This is a genomic window from Pseudomonas sp. FeN3W (assembly GCA_030263805.2).
Classification (GTDB): domain Bacteria; phylum Pseudomonadota; class Gammaproteobacteria; order Pseudomonadales; family Pseudomonadaceae; genus Stutzerimonas; species Stutzerimonas stutzeri_G.
In genome coordinates, this window is sequence record CP136010.1 from 1470875 (window position 1) to 1487054 (window position 16180).

The 16180-nt window shown below is 57.2% G+C and carries 14 protein-coding genes and 5 pseudogenes; 11 read left to right on the plus strand and 8 right to left on the minus strand.

Annotated elements, in window-relative coordinates:
• The first annotated feature begins 2 nt into the window (after window positions 1–2).
• The 7 genes and pseudogenes from P5704_006905 (at window position 3) to P5704_006935 (ending at window position 8462) form a co-directional block, all read left to right on the plus strand.
• Window positions 3–596, plus strand: a complete 594-nt coding sequence (locus P5704_006905) for an ABC-three component system middle component 1 (GenBank protein WOF80200.1) — start codon at window positions 3–5, stop codon at window positions 594–596.
• Window positions 593–3586 carry an AAA family ATPase gene (locus P5704_006910; protein WOF80201.1) on the plus strand — a complete coding sequence of 998 codons (2994 nt, stop codon included), beginning with the start codon at window positions 593–595 and terminating at the stop codon, window positions 3584–3586. The genes P5704_006905 and P5704_006910 overlap by 4 nt, the downstream gene beginning before the upstream one ends.
• A gap of 428 nt (window positions 3587–4014) precedes the next feature.
• Window positions 4015–4841 (plus strand): annotated as a pseudogene (gene phnC / locus P5704_006915) (phosphonate ABC transporter ATP-binding protein).
• Window positions 4838–5700 (plus strand): annotated as a pseudogene (gene phnD / locus P5704_006920) (phosphate/phosphite/phosphonate ABC transporter substrate-binding protein). The pseudogenes phnC and phnD overlap by 4 nt, the downstream one beginning before the upstream one ends.
• Window positions 5701–5708: 8 nt before the next feature.
• Window positions 5709–6536, plus strand: a complete 828-nt coding sequence (gene phnE, locus P5704_006925) for a phosphonate ABC transporter, permease protein PhnE (GenBank protein WOF80202.1) — start codon at window positions 5709–5711, stop codon at window positions 6534–6536.
• A gap of 8 nt (window positions 6537–6544) precedes the next feature.
• A complete protein-coding gene (gene ptxD / locus P5704_006930) occupies window positions 6545–7555 on the plus strand; it encodes a phosphonate dehydrogenase PtxD (GenBank protein WOF80203.1) in 1011 nt (336 codons plus the stop codon).
• Window positions 7549–8462 (plus strand): annotated as a pseudogene (locus P5704_006935) (LysR family transcriptional regulator). Before ptxD ends, P5704_006935 begins: the two are co-directional and overlap by 7 nt.
• On the opposite strand, the gene P5704_006940 reads toward P5704_006935, so the two are convergent.
• From P5704_006940 to P5704_006950, 3 genes are read right to left on the minus strand one after another with little or no spacing between them, the layout of a single operon-like run.
• Entirely contained in the window at window positions 8459–9082 is a 624-nt protein-coding gene (locus tag P5704_006940; GenBank protein ID WOF80204.1) for an inositol monophosphatase family protein, read from the minus strand. The pseudogene P5704_006935 and the gene P5704_006940 sit on opposite strands and share 4 nt — an antisense overlap.
• The gene (locus P5704_006945; GenBank protein WOF81326.1) at window positions 9045–9260 is read right to left on the minus strand and encodes a hypothetical protein; all 216 of its coding nucleotides are present in this window, start codon (window positions 9258–9260) and stop codon (window positions 9045–9047) included. The genes P5704_006940 and P5704_006945 overlap by 38 nt, the downstream gene beginning before the upstream one ends.
• Before the next feature lie 36 nt (window positions 9261–9296).
• Window positions 9297–9746 carry a hypothetical protein gene (locus P5704_006950; GenBank protein ID WOF80205.1) on the minus strand — a complete coding sequence of 150 codons (450 nt, stop codon included), beginning with the start codon at window positions 9744–9746 and terminating at the stop codon, window positions 9297–9299.
• 85 nt (window positions 9747–9831) lie between these two features.
• Here P5704_006950 and P5704_006955 point away from each other — a divergent pair, with 85 nt between their 5' ends.
• Window positions 9832–10122: a helix-turn-helix transcriptional regulator gene (locus P5704_006955; protein WOF80206.1), complete on the plus strand. Its 291-nt coding sequence runs from the start codon at window positions 9832–9834 to the stop codon at window positions 10120–10122.
• 384 nt (window positions 10123–10506) lie between these two features.
• Here P5704_006955 and P5704_006960 read toward each other — a convergent pair.
• A pseudogene (locus tag P5704_006960) lies at window positions 10507–10593 on the minus strand (cupin domain-containing protein).
• A gap of 503 nt (window positions 10594–11096) precedes the next feature.
• Here P5704_006960 and P5704_006965 point away from each other — a divergent pair.
• Window positions 11097–12131, plus strand: a pseudogene (locus P5704_006965) (DUF4113 domain-containing protein).
• 142 nt (window positions 12132–12273) lie between these two features.
• Here the strand turns inward: P5704_006965 and P5704_006970 are convergent.
• The 3 genes from P5704_006970 to P5704_006980 all read right to left on the minus strand — a co-directional run bounded on the left by P5704_006970 (window position 12274) and on the right by P5704_006980 (window position 13335).
• A complete protein-coding gene (locus tag P5704_006970; protein WOF80207.1) occupies window positions 12274–12546 on the minus strand; it encodes a hypothetical protein in 273 nt (90 codons plus the stop codon).
• A gap of 107 nt (window positions 12547–12653) precedes the next feature.
• Complete coding sequence (locus P5704_006975) at window positions 12654–12935, minus strand: hypothetical protein (GenBank protein ID WOF80208.1); 282 nt, start codon at window positions 12933–12935, stop codon at window positions 12654–12656.
• A gap of 166 nt (window positions 12936–13101) precedes the next feature.
• Window positions 13102–13335: a hypothetical protein gene (locus P5704_006980; protein WOF80209.1), complete on the minus strand. Its 234-nt coding sequence runs from the start codon at window positions 13333–13335 to the stop codon at window positions 13102–13104.
• Between the two features lie 333 nt (window positions 13336–13668).
• Between P5704_006980 and P5704_006985 the strand changes: the two genes are divergently transcribed.
• Entirely contained in the window at window positions 13669–14319 is a 651-nt protein-coding gene (locus P5704_006985; GenBank protein WOF80210.1) for a hypothetical protein, read from the plus strand.
• 6 nt (window positions 14320–14325) lie between these two features.
• Window positions 14326–15480: an XRE family transcriptional regulator gene (locus P5704_006990; GenBank protein WOF80211.1), complete on the plus strand. Its 1155-nt coding sequence runs from the start codon at window positions 14326–14328 to the stop codon at window positions 15478–15480.
• Window positions 15481–15543: 63 nt separating this feature from the next.
• Here P5704_006990 and P5704_006995 read toward each other — a convergent pair whose 3' ends face one another.
• Window positions 15544–16179, minus strand: coding sequence for a DUF6088 family protein (locus P5704_006995; protein ID WOF80212.1), 636 nt, complete (start codon window positions 16177–16179; stop codon window positions 15544–15546).
• Window position 16180 lies beyond the last annotated feature (1 nt).

Consider the following 16180-nt stretch of genomic DNA (forward strand, 5'->3'; position numbering starts at 1 on the left):
TCATGCTGACACTGCAGGAAGTGGCTGGCGCAATCATTCAGCGTGTAGAGGGTCGGTATGACGTGTGTCCCCGGGACGTAACGGAGCTAATGCTGCCTGAGGTCGACTACGACTCGCATGTTCTTCGACTCAAGCGCTCCCACATCGAACGGGCGGGCTGGCGGACGGTTCTGCTCATCGAGCTTCCACTGACGGCCCTTCAGGCAGCCAACCAGTGGGCAGCCGATGTCCGGGATGTGCTGCCCGAACCTGAGACTGCAGACCTCTATATGTTTCTGATGATCAGCGGTATCGCCAAGGATGACGCTGCACGGATTGAGACGGATGACAGATTTTGCCGCAAGGTTGTTGTGCGCGAATCTGAAGCAGCTGGTGATTTTCTTAACCGGACATTCTTGGCGGCCTTGGATCCCGCTGGCGATGTCGAGACGCTGAGCGATCCATTGGTGTCGGCGCTGAACACGCTGTCCAATGCATACCCTTGGTCTGCTCCACACATCGCTGCTTGGAAAACGCAGTTTCTGACCAACCAAAACGGAGCGGATGTGGTGCGTGTTCTTACCGACTCGCTGGGTGAAAGCGAGGTTCAGTCGTGAGCAAGTTGAATTCAATCACCCTGTCGAACCTGCGCAAATTCGGGTCGGAAGTCACCATCGAGCTGAGTCCCGGAGCGACTATTTTGCTCGCGCCCAATGGTACTGGCAAAACAACGGTATTTGAGGCGATCGAGTTTGGCCTAACCGGGAAAATCGCGCGTCTCCGTGACGACCTTGCCCACATCATTCGTGATGATCAGGCGGCAGCGACAGTCAGTCTGAGTTTTTCTGAGTTAACTGCGACATCACGCGTGACTGCAGCGGGCGAGGTCAGCCGGGACGGAGACTTGAGCAGCGTCTTCCCTAATGTGTCTGCAAATGACATCCCATTCTTGCTGCGTCTAACTCACCTCTTGGATCAGAGGGAGAACGGGTGGATCGTTAATGCAGAAGAAAAGGAAGCCGGAACCCAGTTGGCGAAGCTGCCGATTGGTCGCGACGGTTCTAAAGCTCGCGCCAACCTCGCTGCCGTTCGACGGTCGCTGACGGAGCAAAAAGCCCGTGCGGAAGAAGTGTTGATTGGGCATGAGACTGATTTGAGCGAGTGGACTCGCCTACTTCAGGAGCGTGACATAGCTGCTGCCGGTGCAGTAGGTGCATTACGACCGCTCGATCGAATTGCCGACGCTCTCTCTGACGCTGCAAACCAGACGCAAAGCCTGAGCCAGATTCCACCTGGCTTATTGACCGGGCCTGCAAGCCAGGAGGGGCTGACGATTGCACACTCCGCACTGACCGAGATCTTGCAAGGGAAGGTCGAACGGACTCGGGCGCATATTTCAAGCCTTGCCTTGGTAAACGATCTTGTTGAAAGCTTTGTTGCGGCGCAGGAGCAGCTCGAAAAGCTCAATGAAGACCTCGCGGCAGCTAGTCAGACACTCGATAAACACGCGAACACGAGGGCTGACGGCAATGCCGCCTTGCAGGAGCATCAGGCCAGTATCCACTCTGCACAGCAAGAACTTACCAGCATCGGGCAGCAACTTGAGCGTCTGATTGGAGAAACCACTGCAAAACAGGAGATCGCTCACCGAAATGACGCGTTGACGTCAGCGATTGCTGCCCTACGCGAGGCTGAAGAAAATTCTCGTGTACTTCGCGAGCAGCATGAGCGCAACCAACGGGTTCGCAACCAGCATGCTCAGATTGACGCCCAGCTTCATGGCATCAACCAGACTGAGCAGCGCTTGGAGGCGAGCCGTCTAATGCTTGCCGACTGGCAGGCCACTGAGCAGCAAATCAGCGAGGTTGTTCAGCAAATCACGGATCTCGGAGTGCTCATCGATAAACAGAGCATCGATCGGGATGCCGAACGTTCCTCGTATGAGACGTGTAAAGCTGCGGAGGCCACTGCCCGATCATTTTATGAGATGCTCAGTTCTTCCGCCGACGCAATCCGTCAGGCCGTTGCATCCATAGCGCAACATCTTCCCGCTGACCAAGATCAATGCCCGCTTTGCCTGGAGCCGCATGGTGCAACCAAGCTTCAGTCCCGTGTGGCTCAAGCCCTTGAAGCGATCAATCCGAGTTTGACTGCAGCTGAGCAGCGATTGCGAGCTGCTGTGGAAGCGTTGACGGCCAGTGAGGTCGCGGTTGAGAAAGCGCAGCAAGCACTAGACTTCAGCCGAATGGAGCTGGGTGCTTTGGAGTCCAGCCGCCAGGATCTGGGAAGACGAGTTGCGCAGTTTCGTACCGATCCGATTTTGGCTAGTGACTCGCTCCCATTGGCAAGGGAGTCGCTCAGGCAGCAACTCGATAGTATTGCTCCTGCCAAAAAGCGTTTGACTGATCAGCGAGCGGCTTTGGACGCTCTCCCTTCCCCTGAAGCCTTTGAACAAACCGAGGGGGCCTTCAACTCGGCACAGCAGATGCTCGACTTGGCCCGAGTTCAACAGAGCGAAGCGTCTACGCGGCTGGATCAAGCAGTTGCCGCACTGGCCGCGCTCACCTCTGGAGAACCGCTGGCTCGTACGCTTGAGCAACTCACTGCAGAAAAAGCGCAGCTGGAACAGCAGATCAGCGATCTGAACGGGAAGGTTGAGACTGTGCAATCCGCCCTAGACACCCAGCAGCATCAGTTGGTTGAGTCATTAACCGCAGTCAAGGAGATCGAGGAAGAAATCCGAAGGGTTCAAACGCTCCTTCTTCAAATCCGCGCGAGCTGGCAAGAGCAGGATTTGACCGGCGACCCACTTGCGGAAGCTGCGCAGGCCCGTGAAGCGACACTGCGCGCTACGTTGACCCTCCTGGAGGGGTATGTTTCAGCACTCGAAGGCATTGGGGTGGAGATCTCTGCTTGGGCCAAGCTGAACGATTCACAACTGGCTCAGCGGTTGATTGATGCTCAGCGTCTTGACCGATCAGAAGAGGCCTTCGAAGCGTACCTCAATGACAGCATCAACGCGGCACGCTCCAGCTTCTTGCAGTTGTCCTTGATCTCGGACGCGATGGATTTGCTGGACGGCTCACTCAAGAAAGAAATTGAGAATGTTCAGAAGCATGTCGGCAAGGTGGTACCCCGCTGGCAGGCGCTGCTAAAGCGTGTCGTGCGAGAGTCCAGGTTCCACGAGGCAAGCCTGAAATTCTTCAACTCGTATAACAAGGATCGTGCCGGCGTTTCTGTACCGCTTGGCAATAAAGCGGTACCGGTACCTGATATCGCGAGTGAGGCACAGTTGACGGATCTTCAACTGACCTTCCTGCTCTCAATGGCGATGAGTCATCAGTGGTCTCCTTGGAAAGCACTGTTATTGGATGACCCGACTCAGCATCACGACCTGGTACATGCCTCTGCGGTTTTCGATTTGCTGCGTGACTACATCGTTGATCATGGTTTCCAGGTCGTTATCGCTACCCATGATGCTCTGCAGGCTCGTTACTTCATGCGCAAGCTGCAAAACGACGGAATTGAGGCCAAGATCTGGACGCTCGTGCCGACTGAAGATGGCGTCACTGCGCAAGCAGGGAGCTGGAAACAGCGCATTCAATAATGCAGATATCTTTCCGGGCCTTGATTTAAATGTAAGCTGGGCGCAAGCCAAGTCCTCACGGAGGTTGGCTTTCGCGCAGCGGTAGGTACGCATCTATAGATCCGCCATCTTGGGGCCGAAACAGCTCTTGGGGTATGACTGCTTCTGGCCGCTAGTGTGCGCTCTCTTGCTTGGATGGCATTACGTTCTGGCCCAACGTTACTGTAGCGAATCCGCAGCAGTATCAATCAAAGCCTCCTGTATCCCGCGTGAAGAAAGACGCTACGTTGCGCCCGTTCTTCCACGGCTTCGCTTGCCGCCCCGCTACGGCAGATTCGAAGCATTCATCGAAATGTCATCATTTAGAAGCAGTGCGTTAACAAGGAATTTCTACCCTTTGCATCGCGAACCGCAATTGTGCGGCCAGCAAATTTGCGAAAGGTGATCAAATGACGCCCCATCCGATACAGGACGCCGTGCTGCGGGTCGACCGGTTGAGCGTCGTCTACCCAGGCGGCGTGACAGCCCTACGCGATACCTCGATTGCATTTCGGCGTGGTGAGTTCACCGTGCTGCTTGGTCTCTCGGGCGCAGGCAAGTCGACCTTGCTCCGTAGCCTCAATCGACTCGTCACGCCCACTCGCGGCAGTGTCACCAGCGAGCTCGGTGAGCTCGGCAGCGGCTCGGCCTTGCGTCAGCATCGTCGGCGTACCGCCATGATCTTCAGCACCACCAGCTAATCGAACGTCAAAGTGCACTGGCTAATGTGCTTACCGGTCGGCTGGCCTTTCACAACACGCTCCGCTCGCTGTTTCCTCTGCCGCGTGCCGATCAGGAGATTGCGCTCAGTTGCCTCGCTCGGGTCGGTCTGGCAGACAAGGCGCTAAGCCGGGTGGACAAACTGTCCGGTGGCCAGCAGCAGCGGGTAGGCATCGCGCGTGCGCTAGCGCAACAGCCCGCGATCATTCTTGCCGATGAGCCGGTAGCCAGTCTCGACCCGGCCACTTCGGTCCGTGTTCTCGGACTGCTGCGCGACATCTGCAAGGAAGACGGCATCACCGCCATCGTTTCGCTGCATCAACTCGAATATGCCCGCCGCTTCGCCGATCGCGTCGTCGGGCTGGCCGATTCTCAGATCGTTTTCGATGCCGCGCCCTCGGAACTCACCGATGCGCAGCTTGAGCGCATCTATGCAGGCCGCTCTACGACTCAGCCAGCAACTGCTCCGGCTGAAACCCCTGTCATGCTCGCACCTTCACTGGAGATGTCCCGATGAAACGCTTATCCGCTCTCTTATTGACCTGTTTGCTGTCCGCTGTTTCAAGTCTGTCCGCCGTAGCGGCCGATGCCGATCCGGATGTGCTAAAGGTTGCGCTGCTGCCGGACGAAAACGCCTCGGAGTTGATCAAGCGAAACCAGCCGCTGAAGGATTATCTGGAAGAGCATCTGGACAAGAAGGTGCAGCTGATCGTAACCACCGACTATTCCTCGATGATTGAGGCGATGCGCTTTGGCCGTATCGACCTGGCGTATTTCGGTCCGCTGTCCTACGTCATGGCCAAAAGCAAAAGCGACATCGAGCCCTTCGCTGCCATGGTCATCGACGGCAAGCCGACCTATCGCTCAGTGATTATCGCCAATGTGGCGTCAGGCGTGAATGAGTATGCCGACCTTAAGGGCAAGAAGATGGCCTATGGTGACCGGGCATCGACGTCCAGCCATCTGATTCCCAAAACCGTGCTTCTTGAGACGGCCGAGCTGACGGGTGGGCAGGACTACGAACAACATTTTGTGGGCACGCATGACGCCGTTGCCGTCAACGTGGCGAACGGAAACGCCGATGCGGGTGGGCTGTCGGAGGTAATTTTCAATCAAGTAGCCGAACGTGGCCTAATCGATCCGAGCAAGGTGAAAGTACTTGGTTACAGCGGCGAATATCCCCGATACCCTGGGCGATGCGCTCGAACCTGAGCCCCGAGCTGAAAACCAAGGTGCGGGATGTATTCGTCGGTATCGACGATCCCGAAGTGCTGCGCAACTTCAAAGCCGAGGCCTTCGCGCCAATCACCGACGCCGACTACGATGTGATTCGCAACATGGGATCGCTGCTCGGCCTCGACTTCGCCACGATGTGAGCACCGATATGTCTACTCATCATGACGTGCAGGCGCTGCCTGCAGAGCAACGCGAGCACATCCTTCGAGGCTTCGGCCTCGGTTGGTGGCGCCAGCTGGGGCAGGTGGCAATTGTACTCGGAGTGGTGCTGTTGGCCTGCTGGTACGTGGGGCTGCTCGATGCCACCACGCTGCTGAACGGGCTGCCCTCCATCGCGACCCTGGCAGGCGAGGCCATGCCGCCAGACTTTTCGGGCTATCGAAGCTGGATTCGCCCGTTGATCGACACGCTGGCGATGAGCATCGCCGGCACGGCCATCGCAGTGGTGTTCTCGCTGGTGGTGGCCTTCGTTGCAGCGCGCAATACGGCGCCGCACCCCCTTGTGTTCGGTGTTGCCCGGGTGCTGCTCAATGCCCTGCGGTCGGTGCCGGAGCTGATCATGGGCATCATCTTCGTTGCAGCCGTAGGGTTCGGCGCCTTGCCGGGCGTGCTTGCCCTGGGTCTGCATTCGATCGGCATGGTCGGCAAGTTCTTCGCCGAGGCCATCGAGCACGTCGACGAAGCGCCGGTGGAAGCCGCTCGGGCGGCGGGGGCTACGCCGATGCAAGTGCTGCTGCACGCGGTTTTGCCACAGGTGACTCCGCAGTTCGCCGACGTGGCGATCTACCGCTGGGAATACAACTTTCGCGCCTCCACCGTGATGGGCATGGTTGGCGCCGGCGGTATCGGCTTCGAACTCATGGGCTCGCTGCGCATCATGCAGTACCAGGAGGTTGCAGCAATCCTGCTGGTCATCCTGGCCATGGTCACGCTAGTAGACGCCTTCAGTGGCGTGCTGCGCAAACGTTTCAAATAGGACAAACCATGCTGCCGAAACTCGTTATAACTCACCGAGTACACGATGAGATCCTGCAACTGCTGGCGCCACATTGCGAGCTGATGACCAACCAGAGCGACAGCACGCTGACGCGCGAGGAAATTCTGCGCCGCTGCCGCGATGCTCAGGCGATGATGGCGTTCATGCCCGATCGGGTCGATGCAGAATTTCTCCAAGCCTGCCCCGAGCTGCGTGTGGTCGGCTGCGCGCTCAAGGGCTTCGACAATTTCGATGTGGACGCCTGTACTGCCCGCGGGGTCTGGTTGACCTTCGTGCCTGATCTGTTGACGGTCCCGACTGCCGAGCTGGCGATCGGACTGGCGGTGGGGCTGGGGCGGCATCTGCGCGCAGCAGATGCGTTCGTCCGCTCTGGCGAGTTCCAGGGCTGGCAACCACAGTTCTACGGCACGGGGCTGGATAACGCGACGGTCGGCATCCTTGGCATGGGCGCCATCGGACAGGCCATGGCTGAGCGCTTGCAGGGATGGGGCGCGACCCTGCAGTACCACGAGGCGAAGGCTCTGGATACACAAACCGAGCAACGGCTCGGCCTGCGCCAGGTGGCGTGCAGCGAACTCTTCGCCAGCTCGGACTTCATCCTGCTGGCGCTTCCCTTGAATGCCGATACTGAGCATCTGGTCAACGCCGAGCTGCTTGCCCTCGTACGGCCGGGCGCTCTGCTTGTAAACCCCTGTCGTGGTTCGGTAGTGGATGAAGCCGCCGTGCTCGCGGCGCTTGAGCGAGGCCAGCTCGGCGGGTATGCGGCGGATGTATTCGAAATGGAAGACTGGGCTCGCGCGGACCGGCCGCGGCTGATCGATCCTGCGCTGCTCGCGCATCCGAATACGCTCTTCACTCCGCACATAGGGTCGGCAGTGCGCGCGGTGCGCCTGGAGATTGAACGTTGTGCAGCGCAGAGCATCATCCAGGCGTTGGCAGGTGCGCGCCCAATCAACGCTGCGAACCGTCTGCCCCAGGCCGAGCCTGCCGCATGTTGAATCCGGTCTGGCTGAAGAGCCTGGTAGCGATCGTTCAAACAGGCAGTTTTCAGAGCGCGGCGAGGGCGTTGGGGCTGGCCCAGCCGACGGTGTCGCAGCACTTGCAGAAGCTTGAAGAGCAGGTCGGCGTAACGCTGGTGCAGCGCAGTCGTAGAGGCTGCCAGCCTACCACACGTGCGCTGGCCTTCATGCCGCATGCGACCGCCTTGCTCGACATGCACGCCCGGGCGCTAGAAGCCCTGCATGGAAATAGTGAGCGCGTCGGGGCCAGCTCCAACATCGGCACCTACCTTCTCCAGCCATTCGTGCGCAGCTATCCGACGACCGCAAATGAGAGGGGCGAGGTGGATCTGCGCATCGCCGCCAACCCGGATGTGGCCGACCAGCTACTGGCGGGCCAGCTCGACGCCGCGATCATGGAATGGTGGCTACCTCACCCCGACTTCGAACACCGCCTCTGGCGGGTCGAGCCGCTGGTACTTATCGTCAGCCCGACCATCCGCTGGCTGAAGCAGGGTGCATAGAACGCGATCGTCTGGTGGACCTGCCGATGCTGGGAGGTGAACCGGGTAGCGGTACCGGACGGCTTCTGACCGAATACTTTGGCGAGCTGGGCGTGCCTCGCAGCGGTATGCAGCTAGGCAGCACCGAGGCAGTCAAACAAGCAGTCAGGGCGGGACTCGGCGTGTCGTTGGTGATGGCTTCCGCAGTACAAGACGAAGTTCGCAGTGGCGCGCTGGTAGCTCTTCCCATCCCGGGGCTTGAAAAGCGTCTCCAACTGATCTGGCGCAAACCGCCCGGAAATCTGCACCCGCCGGGATTTGTGCGGCACTTATTGGCCGATAGCTACAACTCGCTAGAAGCTGTTATCAGCTACGCGCCCGCGATGCCTAATCTCACCGTCTAAGCGAAAACCTGACTCCAATCTCTATCTACTAGGACAGTGCATGCCTGCGGCGCTCCACCGAAACATCGACTCGAAACCTTTGAGAGCTTCGCAACAGAGTCATAGGTAATAGGTTCGCCAGATTGATTGATCAGGACGCCGCCAGCTCCCCGCAGAATTGCGTGTCCAGCCACCACATCATGAGCAGATACAGGAACAACTGAGACTGCCGCAACACCATCTCCAACGGCGACCGTAGCCAGTCGGTAGGCAATACTAGGCATCGGTAAGCACACAGAAGGAGCGCAAAGCGCTGCGTTGACCTCTGGCCTCGCCAAAGCTCCCGTACTTACCAGCACGTTGCTGTCCGCTCCTAGCTGGAGTGTACTAATCGAGCTTTTCAAAATCTGTCCATTTCTACTGATGCCGGCCAGCCCCTCGCACCAAGCGATACAGTCTGGTCCTCTCCCGTTCGTGACCGGCGCATGAACCACGCCGAGGACAGGCTCTGCCCCCCTCAATAGGCCGACAGAGAGCGCTGTCCCTCTGAAGCCCCGAAGGAAATCCCGGGTGCCGTCGTTAGGATCAACTACCCAACAATACTCAGCACCAGTCAATGTTGAGCCCGTTTCCTCCCCCAAAAATCGCAGTCCAGAGCAGCCAGAAGCTCTCTCTCAGCAGGGCTTCAATCTCTACGTCGACCTCCGCCTTGTCCCCATATCCACGTGGACCCGATGCAAGCTCACATTCCGCTGCTAACAACTCTCCGGCGCCGAGAACAATCCGAATCGTGCAGTTCAAGAGATCAGTCAGAATCATGACGGGACCCTGTGTCATGCCTAAGCATGGGCTGCTTCAAGATTCAGCGACCGCGCTAGGCGCTGCCGAACAATATATTCTCGCCTTAGTTCCCCCTACCGCCCCTTCGTGGCGACTCTCCACGTAACACCTCCCCGTGCCGGTTTTGAACTCATAGCCAAACACCTGCTTTGCTTGATCGTGAACTTTCACCAGCTCGGTTAGCGGCTCCATGCTCCAGCTGTCCGTCCCGTTCAAGCGCGCAGGTACAACCAATGCGACCGACGCAATCTGCAGATCTGGAGACTGCTCCCCAAGAAGTGACTCAAAAGCATCCTCGTTCGGGATCAAGAGCATCGTGTCCCAGGACACACCATCGCTGGCTTCGCGAACCGTCACGTAGAACCATGGACGATGCTGCCTGTGCTCCACGTATTGCCACATTTGATAGTGGTCCCCAAATAGAGGCTCGAACGGGATTTCAGCATGCCTATAGGTAGTAAACATCTGTGGATACTCGAAATTAAGCTATATATAGCATAGCCGAATTATCACCAAGAAGGCTTCATCGTTCCCTTTGCGAGAGTGCAAAGTGGAACTGAACAAAGCACTTGGATTGGTAATGAAAGACATTCGGCAATCGCGCGGGCTGCCACAGGAGGGCCTTGGCCCAAGCCAGAGCTATATCAGTGCGCTTGAGCGAGGGAAGTGGAAAGCATCACTAGATAAGGTGGAGCAAATCGCAGGAATTTTGACCCTTCATCCCGCAACACTCCTTCTTCTCGCCTACCTGAGAAAGGACCCCTCGCTTGATGCGCAGGCGTTACTTTCGCAGATCCAAGCTGAGTTAGATGTCCATCAAAGCAACCTTGGTGCACGTTGAATTAAAACCCAAGGCAGGATCTAAAACCGCCGCAGTCAGATCGACACAGGTAGAAAACTGAAAACCCCAGCCTGAGACCGTCCCTGTAAGACCTCAAACCTAGGCCCAGGTGAGCCTCAGGCGCAAAAAGCATTGAGGCTTTTACCTTGCCTATGCATCATGACCTAATGGCGATGAGTATCTGAAACACTGGGGGTCGCCCCCCAAATCCAAAATGTAAACGATGGGCCCAATTAGAGGCGCACGGTTTACATTTTCCCCTGCCAGCTCTTAACGAAAGAAACTGATCCACCAAAACACCAGCCTTAAACCCGCATTTTTAGAGGAGTAGAGATCAAAAGAGGGGGCTCAGCGCACGTTTACAGTGATGCGCACTGGGTGGAACAGCACAACTGAACGGATCGGTTCGCCGTTAGACGGACGGACATATTCGTCCACCGAAAAAATCCGCGATTCCGTTTCTGCTTTCATGTTCACACTCCATTCCTGCACCGCAAGGTGACGTGCATCTGGCACTAACACCAAGACGAAGCCTTGATCTTGATGGGGGCGGAGAAGCTCGACACGCCGAACGGCATCATGAAGAGCACTTTCATGCGGCACCAACCATTTCTTTTAACGACACGAGGCTCGTATGCACATGACGATATGTACTTGAGCGCCTTTCGGAAAAGCTATGTTATAGGACGGAGACCGTCAATACTCCGTCGTGGGTAGGCATGACAGAACGGTAGGATAACGGCGACGTTTTGGTCATATGTACATGGGAGGGCGGTTCACCGCTCGGCAGGGGTGTTGTCGATGGACAGGTGTCCGCCTTCGATGTAACAGATCAGCTTTGACCGGTTACTAACAGGATGACCGGATGATCCGGTGAGCGACGGCGATCTCCTCAGAAGCTACAGCCATACCGGTTGGGTATGAGAAGCTCCAAGGGCGAGCATGGCCCGGTTCTTATTGACTTTCTATTACACATAAATGGCGACATGAGTCAGCGGGTGATGACCATCCTCGAGGGGATGGCTCCGGTGCTTGAGGTGTACAGCATTGATGAAGCGTTCGCCGACCTGACCGGTATGCCTGGCAGTTTGGAGAGGTTGGGGCGGGAGATGCGTGCACGGGTGCTGCGCTGCACTGGCATCCCGGTGGGGGTGGGCATTGCCCAGACCAAGACCTTGGCCAAGCTGGCCAATCGTGCGGCGAAGCTATGGCAACGGCAGACCGGTGGGGTCGTGGACATCCGAAAGCCCGAAAAGCGCAACAGGCTCCTGCAGGTGATGGATGTCAGCGAGGTCTGGGGCATCGGCCGGCAGATGACCGCCCACCTGGCCGACATGAACATTCGTACTGCCTGGGATCTTGCCCAGGCCGACGCCTGGACACTGCGCAGCAAGTTCTCGGTAGTGGTGGAGAAGACGGCCCGTGAACTGCGCGGCACATCCTGCCTGGCGCTCGAGGAGCAAGTACCGCCGAAGCAAGAGATCTGCTGCAGCCGGATGTTCGGCAAGCGTTTGCATGAACTGCCGCCGATCCGCGAAGCGGTGGCCTCCTACACCGCTCGGGCTTGTGAAAAGCTGCGCGCGCAGCGCTCACTGTGCAAGAAGGTACGGATCAGCATTCGCACTGGCATGTTCAACCCGGACGAGCCGAAGTTCACCAAGGGCATTATCTGTGAGTTGCCCTATCCGACCGACGATACCCGACAGATAACCAAGGCCGCCTCCGCGGGGCTGGAACTGATCTTCCGGGCCGGCTTTGCATTCAGTAAGGCGGAGATCCTGTTGCTCGATCTGCGCCAGCGTGGCGAGTTCACCGATGACCTGTTCGTCGCGACACCGCCGATGGCTGCCGAACGGGTGATGGGGGTGATGGATGCGATCAATGCACGATGGGGGCGTGGAACGATGCGACCTGCAGGGGTGCCGGCGAAACCGGACTGGGGCATGCGGCGGGAGATGATGAGCCCGAGCTATACGACGCGGATTGATCAGTTATGGACGGTAACGTAAGGGCTTGAGGCGGCTTACCCTGGAAGAGACAGGTGCCGGCCAAGAGCAGCCCGAGTGCGAACTGACTCGATCTAGTTGACTCAAGCGTTCATTGCCCCAGAGCAATCAGCGAGGCGTGGACTGACTGACGGCTGTTGCGGCTCTATGATGAAACCTGCCTGATATCCAACACGACCCAGACCTCATACCCTTTCTCCCGTGCCGCTTTCTCGGCCTCGAGTTGGGCAGCGAGAGTACTGATGGAACGGGAGCGGTGCTCGAAGCGGAATGGCGAACCACCGTTCTTACGCACGCTCAATTCAACGAGTGTGACGGTAGAGTGCTGTTTGGGTATGGGCTGCTTCGATTTCGAAGGCGCGAGGTCTAGGCCAAGCGCGCGCCGCATCTCGACTTCAGTGAGTTTTGCGTCAGTCAAGCGAGATCCCTAGAGCGATTGCGGGTGACGCCATTGTACCGAGAAGTCGTGCTGACATGGCCTGAGTTCGATGCTGGCGAGCCAATAACCTCATCTCTGCGATATGGCTACGAATCACCCAAGTAGTCATCGCGGGCGACTAGTCCGAATGGGCGCTCCTCGCAGGGCTGCTCATCGCTGAACAGATTCTGCGTGCGGCGCTCCTGCTTCAAAAACGCTAGTGCCGCGAAAAAGCAGCTTTCGCATAGATTGACTCGATAGCGTTCGCCATCATGCCCTGCGCCATAGCCCCAGAGCGCCTGAAGCGTCCCGAACTGCTCGCCGTACCCCGGCACCCTCGTACTGGTAGCGCATACATCGCAAATGGTGTCTTTATGGCTCTCTGTCACCGGGCAGACCTCATCTTCGTATTAAAGAGAGTAACCGAGGGCACTGCGCAACGGAGCGTCTTTTGCCAATTCTCCAGCCCCGCTGCGTTAGCTCAAGCATGGTCTGGTGCGCCATGCCAGCGGTGGATATAGCAGGTCTTCGACAGATGCGGTTGGCGTTGGTTCGTCATGGTTGTCCGCTGCACGTTTCTTGCGTTGCCGGCGGCGACCACTCCATTCCCTCTTCGAGGATCGGATGGCTTTCACTAACGACGATCAACGGTTTGTTCCGATTCTCCAGCGCGAACATGGCGATGGAGCCTTCGACGTCCACCGCCGGCACCTCCCCCCGTGGGTCAAGCCTGCCAACCCAGACATATTGCCGGGTCTCCAAACATGCGAGGTAATACGAAATACCCATGTTTCCTCCGAATTTGAATCAAATCTATTACTGTGCCAATCCGGAACGGGAAGCGGTACTGCCGCAAACATCAAATGTTATCGCCAGTGCATTTTTAACCCAGGTGCCGACGCTATTCTGCCCTATCCCAGCAGTCTGAAAGCGAAATTCTACAACTCGTTTGGTGCTCGAAACTGGGTCAATGAAATTCCGGCATGTGGGTGGAAAGTGCACAGGCGGCAACACGCATGCTGCAACGTCCTCTCGGTCTCCCTTCGCGACGTGTTCTTCTTGTTTTTTAACCTCAATTGAGGAAGAATAACCGGAAGTCACCGTTGCGTTAGGAGTCCTCAGATGCAGGCTTGCCAGGTATTCAGCGATCAGGATGAAATCGCCGCCCGTCTTGAACAGTTGAGTCTGGAGCGCGAGCCACTGCGTGAGGCTATCAATCAAGCCCACCTACAGCGGGTTCGCCTGACTCCTAACCATCCCAGCATTTTTCCCGGCCTTGAAATGTGGGGCTGGTTGGTAGGAGCGGTGCGCGATCAGCTGCGCCCACTAGGGTGGGTCGCGCATGAACAGTCGAACTACCCGCTTACCGTTCACTCGGCGCTCAATCTCGCGATTGCGGTCGCATCGGGGGATAGCTATGTTGGAAATCTGCTGGGGATGCCGAGCAGCCGATCCAGGAAGGGTAAAAATACAGTTGATGCTGTTGAGCGGAATTGCCAGTTCGACATGTTTGCTGACTTGCTGCCCGATCCGGAGGAGCTGCCTGAATCAGGCCCTCATGAGACCTGGATCCTGCTCCACCACACCGACACGGTGAAGAAGGAAATCCGCATCGAGCTCTCACGTCCATCGGGAATGGGTAAAGGCGGCAAGATCAATTTCTGGTCTGAACGCATCATGCTTGGCACCCTTGCTCTTGATGATGATTTCTTTGAGGTTACCTCCCCAGGCGGTCCGGATATCGACATCGAAATTCGCCGTAAAAGCTCGTGATAGATCATGTTTAATCCACAACGATTTGCGCTCGCCCGTCGCCGGCGAGGTATGAAAAAGCGTGAGCTTGCCACTCATATAGGAGTAACGGAGCGATCGGTCTCCGGCTACGAGAGTGGCACGCAGGAGCCTGAGCCTGGAACCCTGGCAAAAATCGCTAAAACGCTTCGGTTCCCCGAAGCGTTTTTCTTTGGTGATGATCCTGAGGTGCCAACGCCGGATGTTGCCAGTTTCCGGTCGCTCTCAAAGATGACTGCTGGCCTTAGGGATTCAGCTCTCGGTGCAGGCGCAATTGCGCTCCTGCTGAATGACTGGATCGAGCAACGTTTCGATTTGCCAGAGCCGGATCTTCCGGACCTGGGGTCCGAACGCGCTGCACTGACGAATTTTGAGGCGCTCGATAAGCTGGAACTATCAAGCAGTGCCCAAGCGCCAGAGGCCGCTGCGGAGATGCTGAGGGCACACTGGGGTTTAGGTGAGCAGCCGGTTAAGAACATGATTGCGCTTCTTGAGTCGAAAGGCGTTCGTGTCTACTCACTTGCAATTGATGCAAAGGAGGTCGACGCGTTCTCGATGTGGAGTGGCGGCCGCCCCTTTATGTTCTTGAATACCTTTAAGTCGGCCGAGCGTTGCCGCTTTGACGCAGCTCATGAATTAGGACATTTGGTTATGCACCAGCATGCCCACCCACAAGGACCTGATTTAGAGCGTGAGGCGAATGCCTTTGCGTCGGCTTTTCTAATGCCACGTGCAAGCGTTCTAGCGATGGCTCCACGTTCGATCACTATCAAAAGCCTCATCAAATACAAGAAGCTCTGGTCCGTTTCCGTGGCAGCCTTAAATTACCGGCTTCATAGCCTGGGGCTTTCCACGGAGTGGGCTTACCGAACGCTGTGTATTCAGATTGCTCAAGAGGGCTATCGCACCGAAGAGCCGGAATCTATTACTCATGAGCGTTCAGTGATCCTGGAGAAGATTTTCGCCGCGTTACGTGCAGATGGGGTTGGGAAAGCTGGCGTCGCGGGAGAACTGGCAATCAGTCCTGAGGAGATCAATGAATTGACGTTCGGATTGATGTTGAACGTGTTGAAGGGGCAGAGCGCTAACCCATCCGACTCTGGTGGGAAATCAGGTGCCCATCTTCGTTTGGTCAAGGGGTGAAGGGATGCCGCCGATGTCGCTTGGTCGGACTCGGCCAGCAACGGAAATCTGCCTGACAGAGCGTTAAGGAGCAAGCGTGTTGACGGTGTGTATGCGCGCTGACTGCTCCAACGCCATGCGCATCCATTTCGGCATTTTGCAGGCCATTAATGTGGTTAGGTCTTCAGGCCTGAGCACCTTCTTGATCGCGGCAATGCATTCCGGGGTCGAGCCGTCTTTACCGAGATAAAATAGTGCGCTGATAGCCGTCCCTACCTCGGTCCCGGCACGCTGCATGACCATTGGTGCCGCATGTACCAACCGGACCTCACCCTTACCTATAAAAAATGATCGGCTGGGTCCGCTGGTGTAATAGATCGGAATGAGCGGCATCTGGGTGCTCAGTCCAAACAACCTGACCGCATGAGCGCCATGAATCTGAAGAACATGGCGGTTCTGCCTAGCGATCAAGCTCACTACTTCCCATACATTGGGGCGGCCCCGTGCAACGTATCGACTGGATTTCGGGCGCATGTAAATTCCTCGATGCACCCGTTCAAGTTCGCCTTGGCTGACCAGCCGAGCTACTGCCTTGGATATGGCGCCACGCGCTCCAAGCGCCGCAAAGCGGCTGATGCAGAAGGGTTGCCCTTTGGGTAAGCGCTTGACCCGTTGCGCAATGCGGGTGGATACCGACAGAGCAAAATCAGTGCTGGACATT

What these genes read in the sequence shown, in the direction of transcription:
- P5704_006995 (WOF80212.1), bottom strand. Translation starts at nt 16,179, where the DNA reads ATGTCCAGCACTGATTTTGCTCTGTCGGTATCCACCCGCATTGCGCAA.
- P5704_006980 (WOF80209.1), bottom strand. Translation starts at nt 13,335, where the DNA reads ATGGGTATTTCGTATTACCTCGCATGTTTGGAGACCCGGCAATATGTC.
- ptxD (WOF80203.1), top strand. Translation starts at nt 6,545, where the DNA reads ATGCTGCCGAAACTCGTTATAACTCACCGAGTACACGATGAGATCCTG.
- P5704_006990 (WOF80211.1), top strand. Translation starts at nt 14,326, where the DNA reads ATGTTTAATCCACAACGATTTGCGCTCGCCCGTCGCCGGCGAGGTATG.
- P5704_006905 (WOF80200.1), top strand. Translation starts at nt 3, where the DNA reads ATGCTGACACTGCAGGAAGTGGCTGGCGCAATCATTCAGCGTGTAGAG.
- phnE (WOF80202.1), top strand. Translation starts at nt 5,709, where the DNA reads ATGTCTACTCATCATGACGTGCAGGCGCTGCCTGCAGAGCAACGCGAG.
- P5704_006945 (WOF81326.1), bottom strand. Translation starts at nt 9,260, where the DNA reads ATGATTCTGACTGATCTCTTGAACTGCACGATTCGGATTGTTCTCGGC.
- P5704_006950 (WOF80205.1), bottom strand. Translation starts at nt 9,746, where the DNA reads ATGTTTACTACCTATAGGCATGCTGAAATCCCGTTCGAGCCTCTATTT.
- P5704_006985 (WOF80210.1), top strand. Translation starts at nt 13,669, where the DNA reads ATGCAGGCTTGCCAGGTATTCAGCGATCAGGATGAAATCGCCGCCCGT.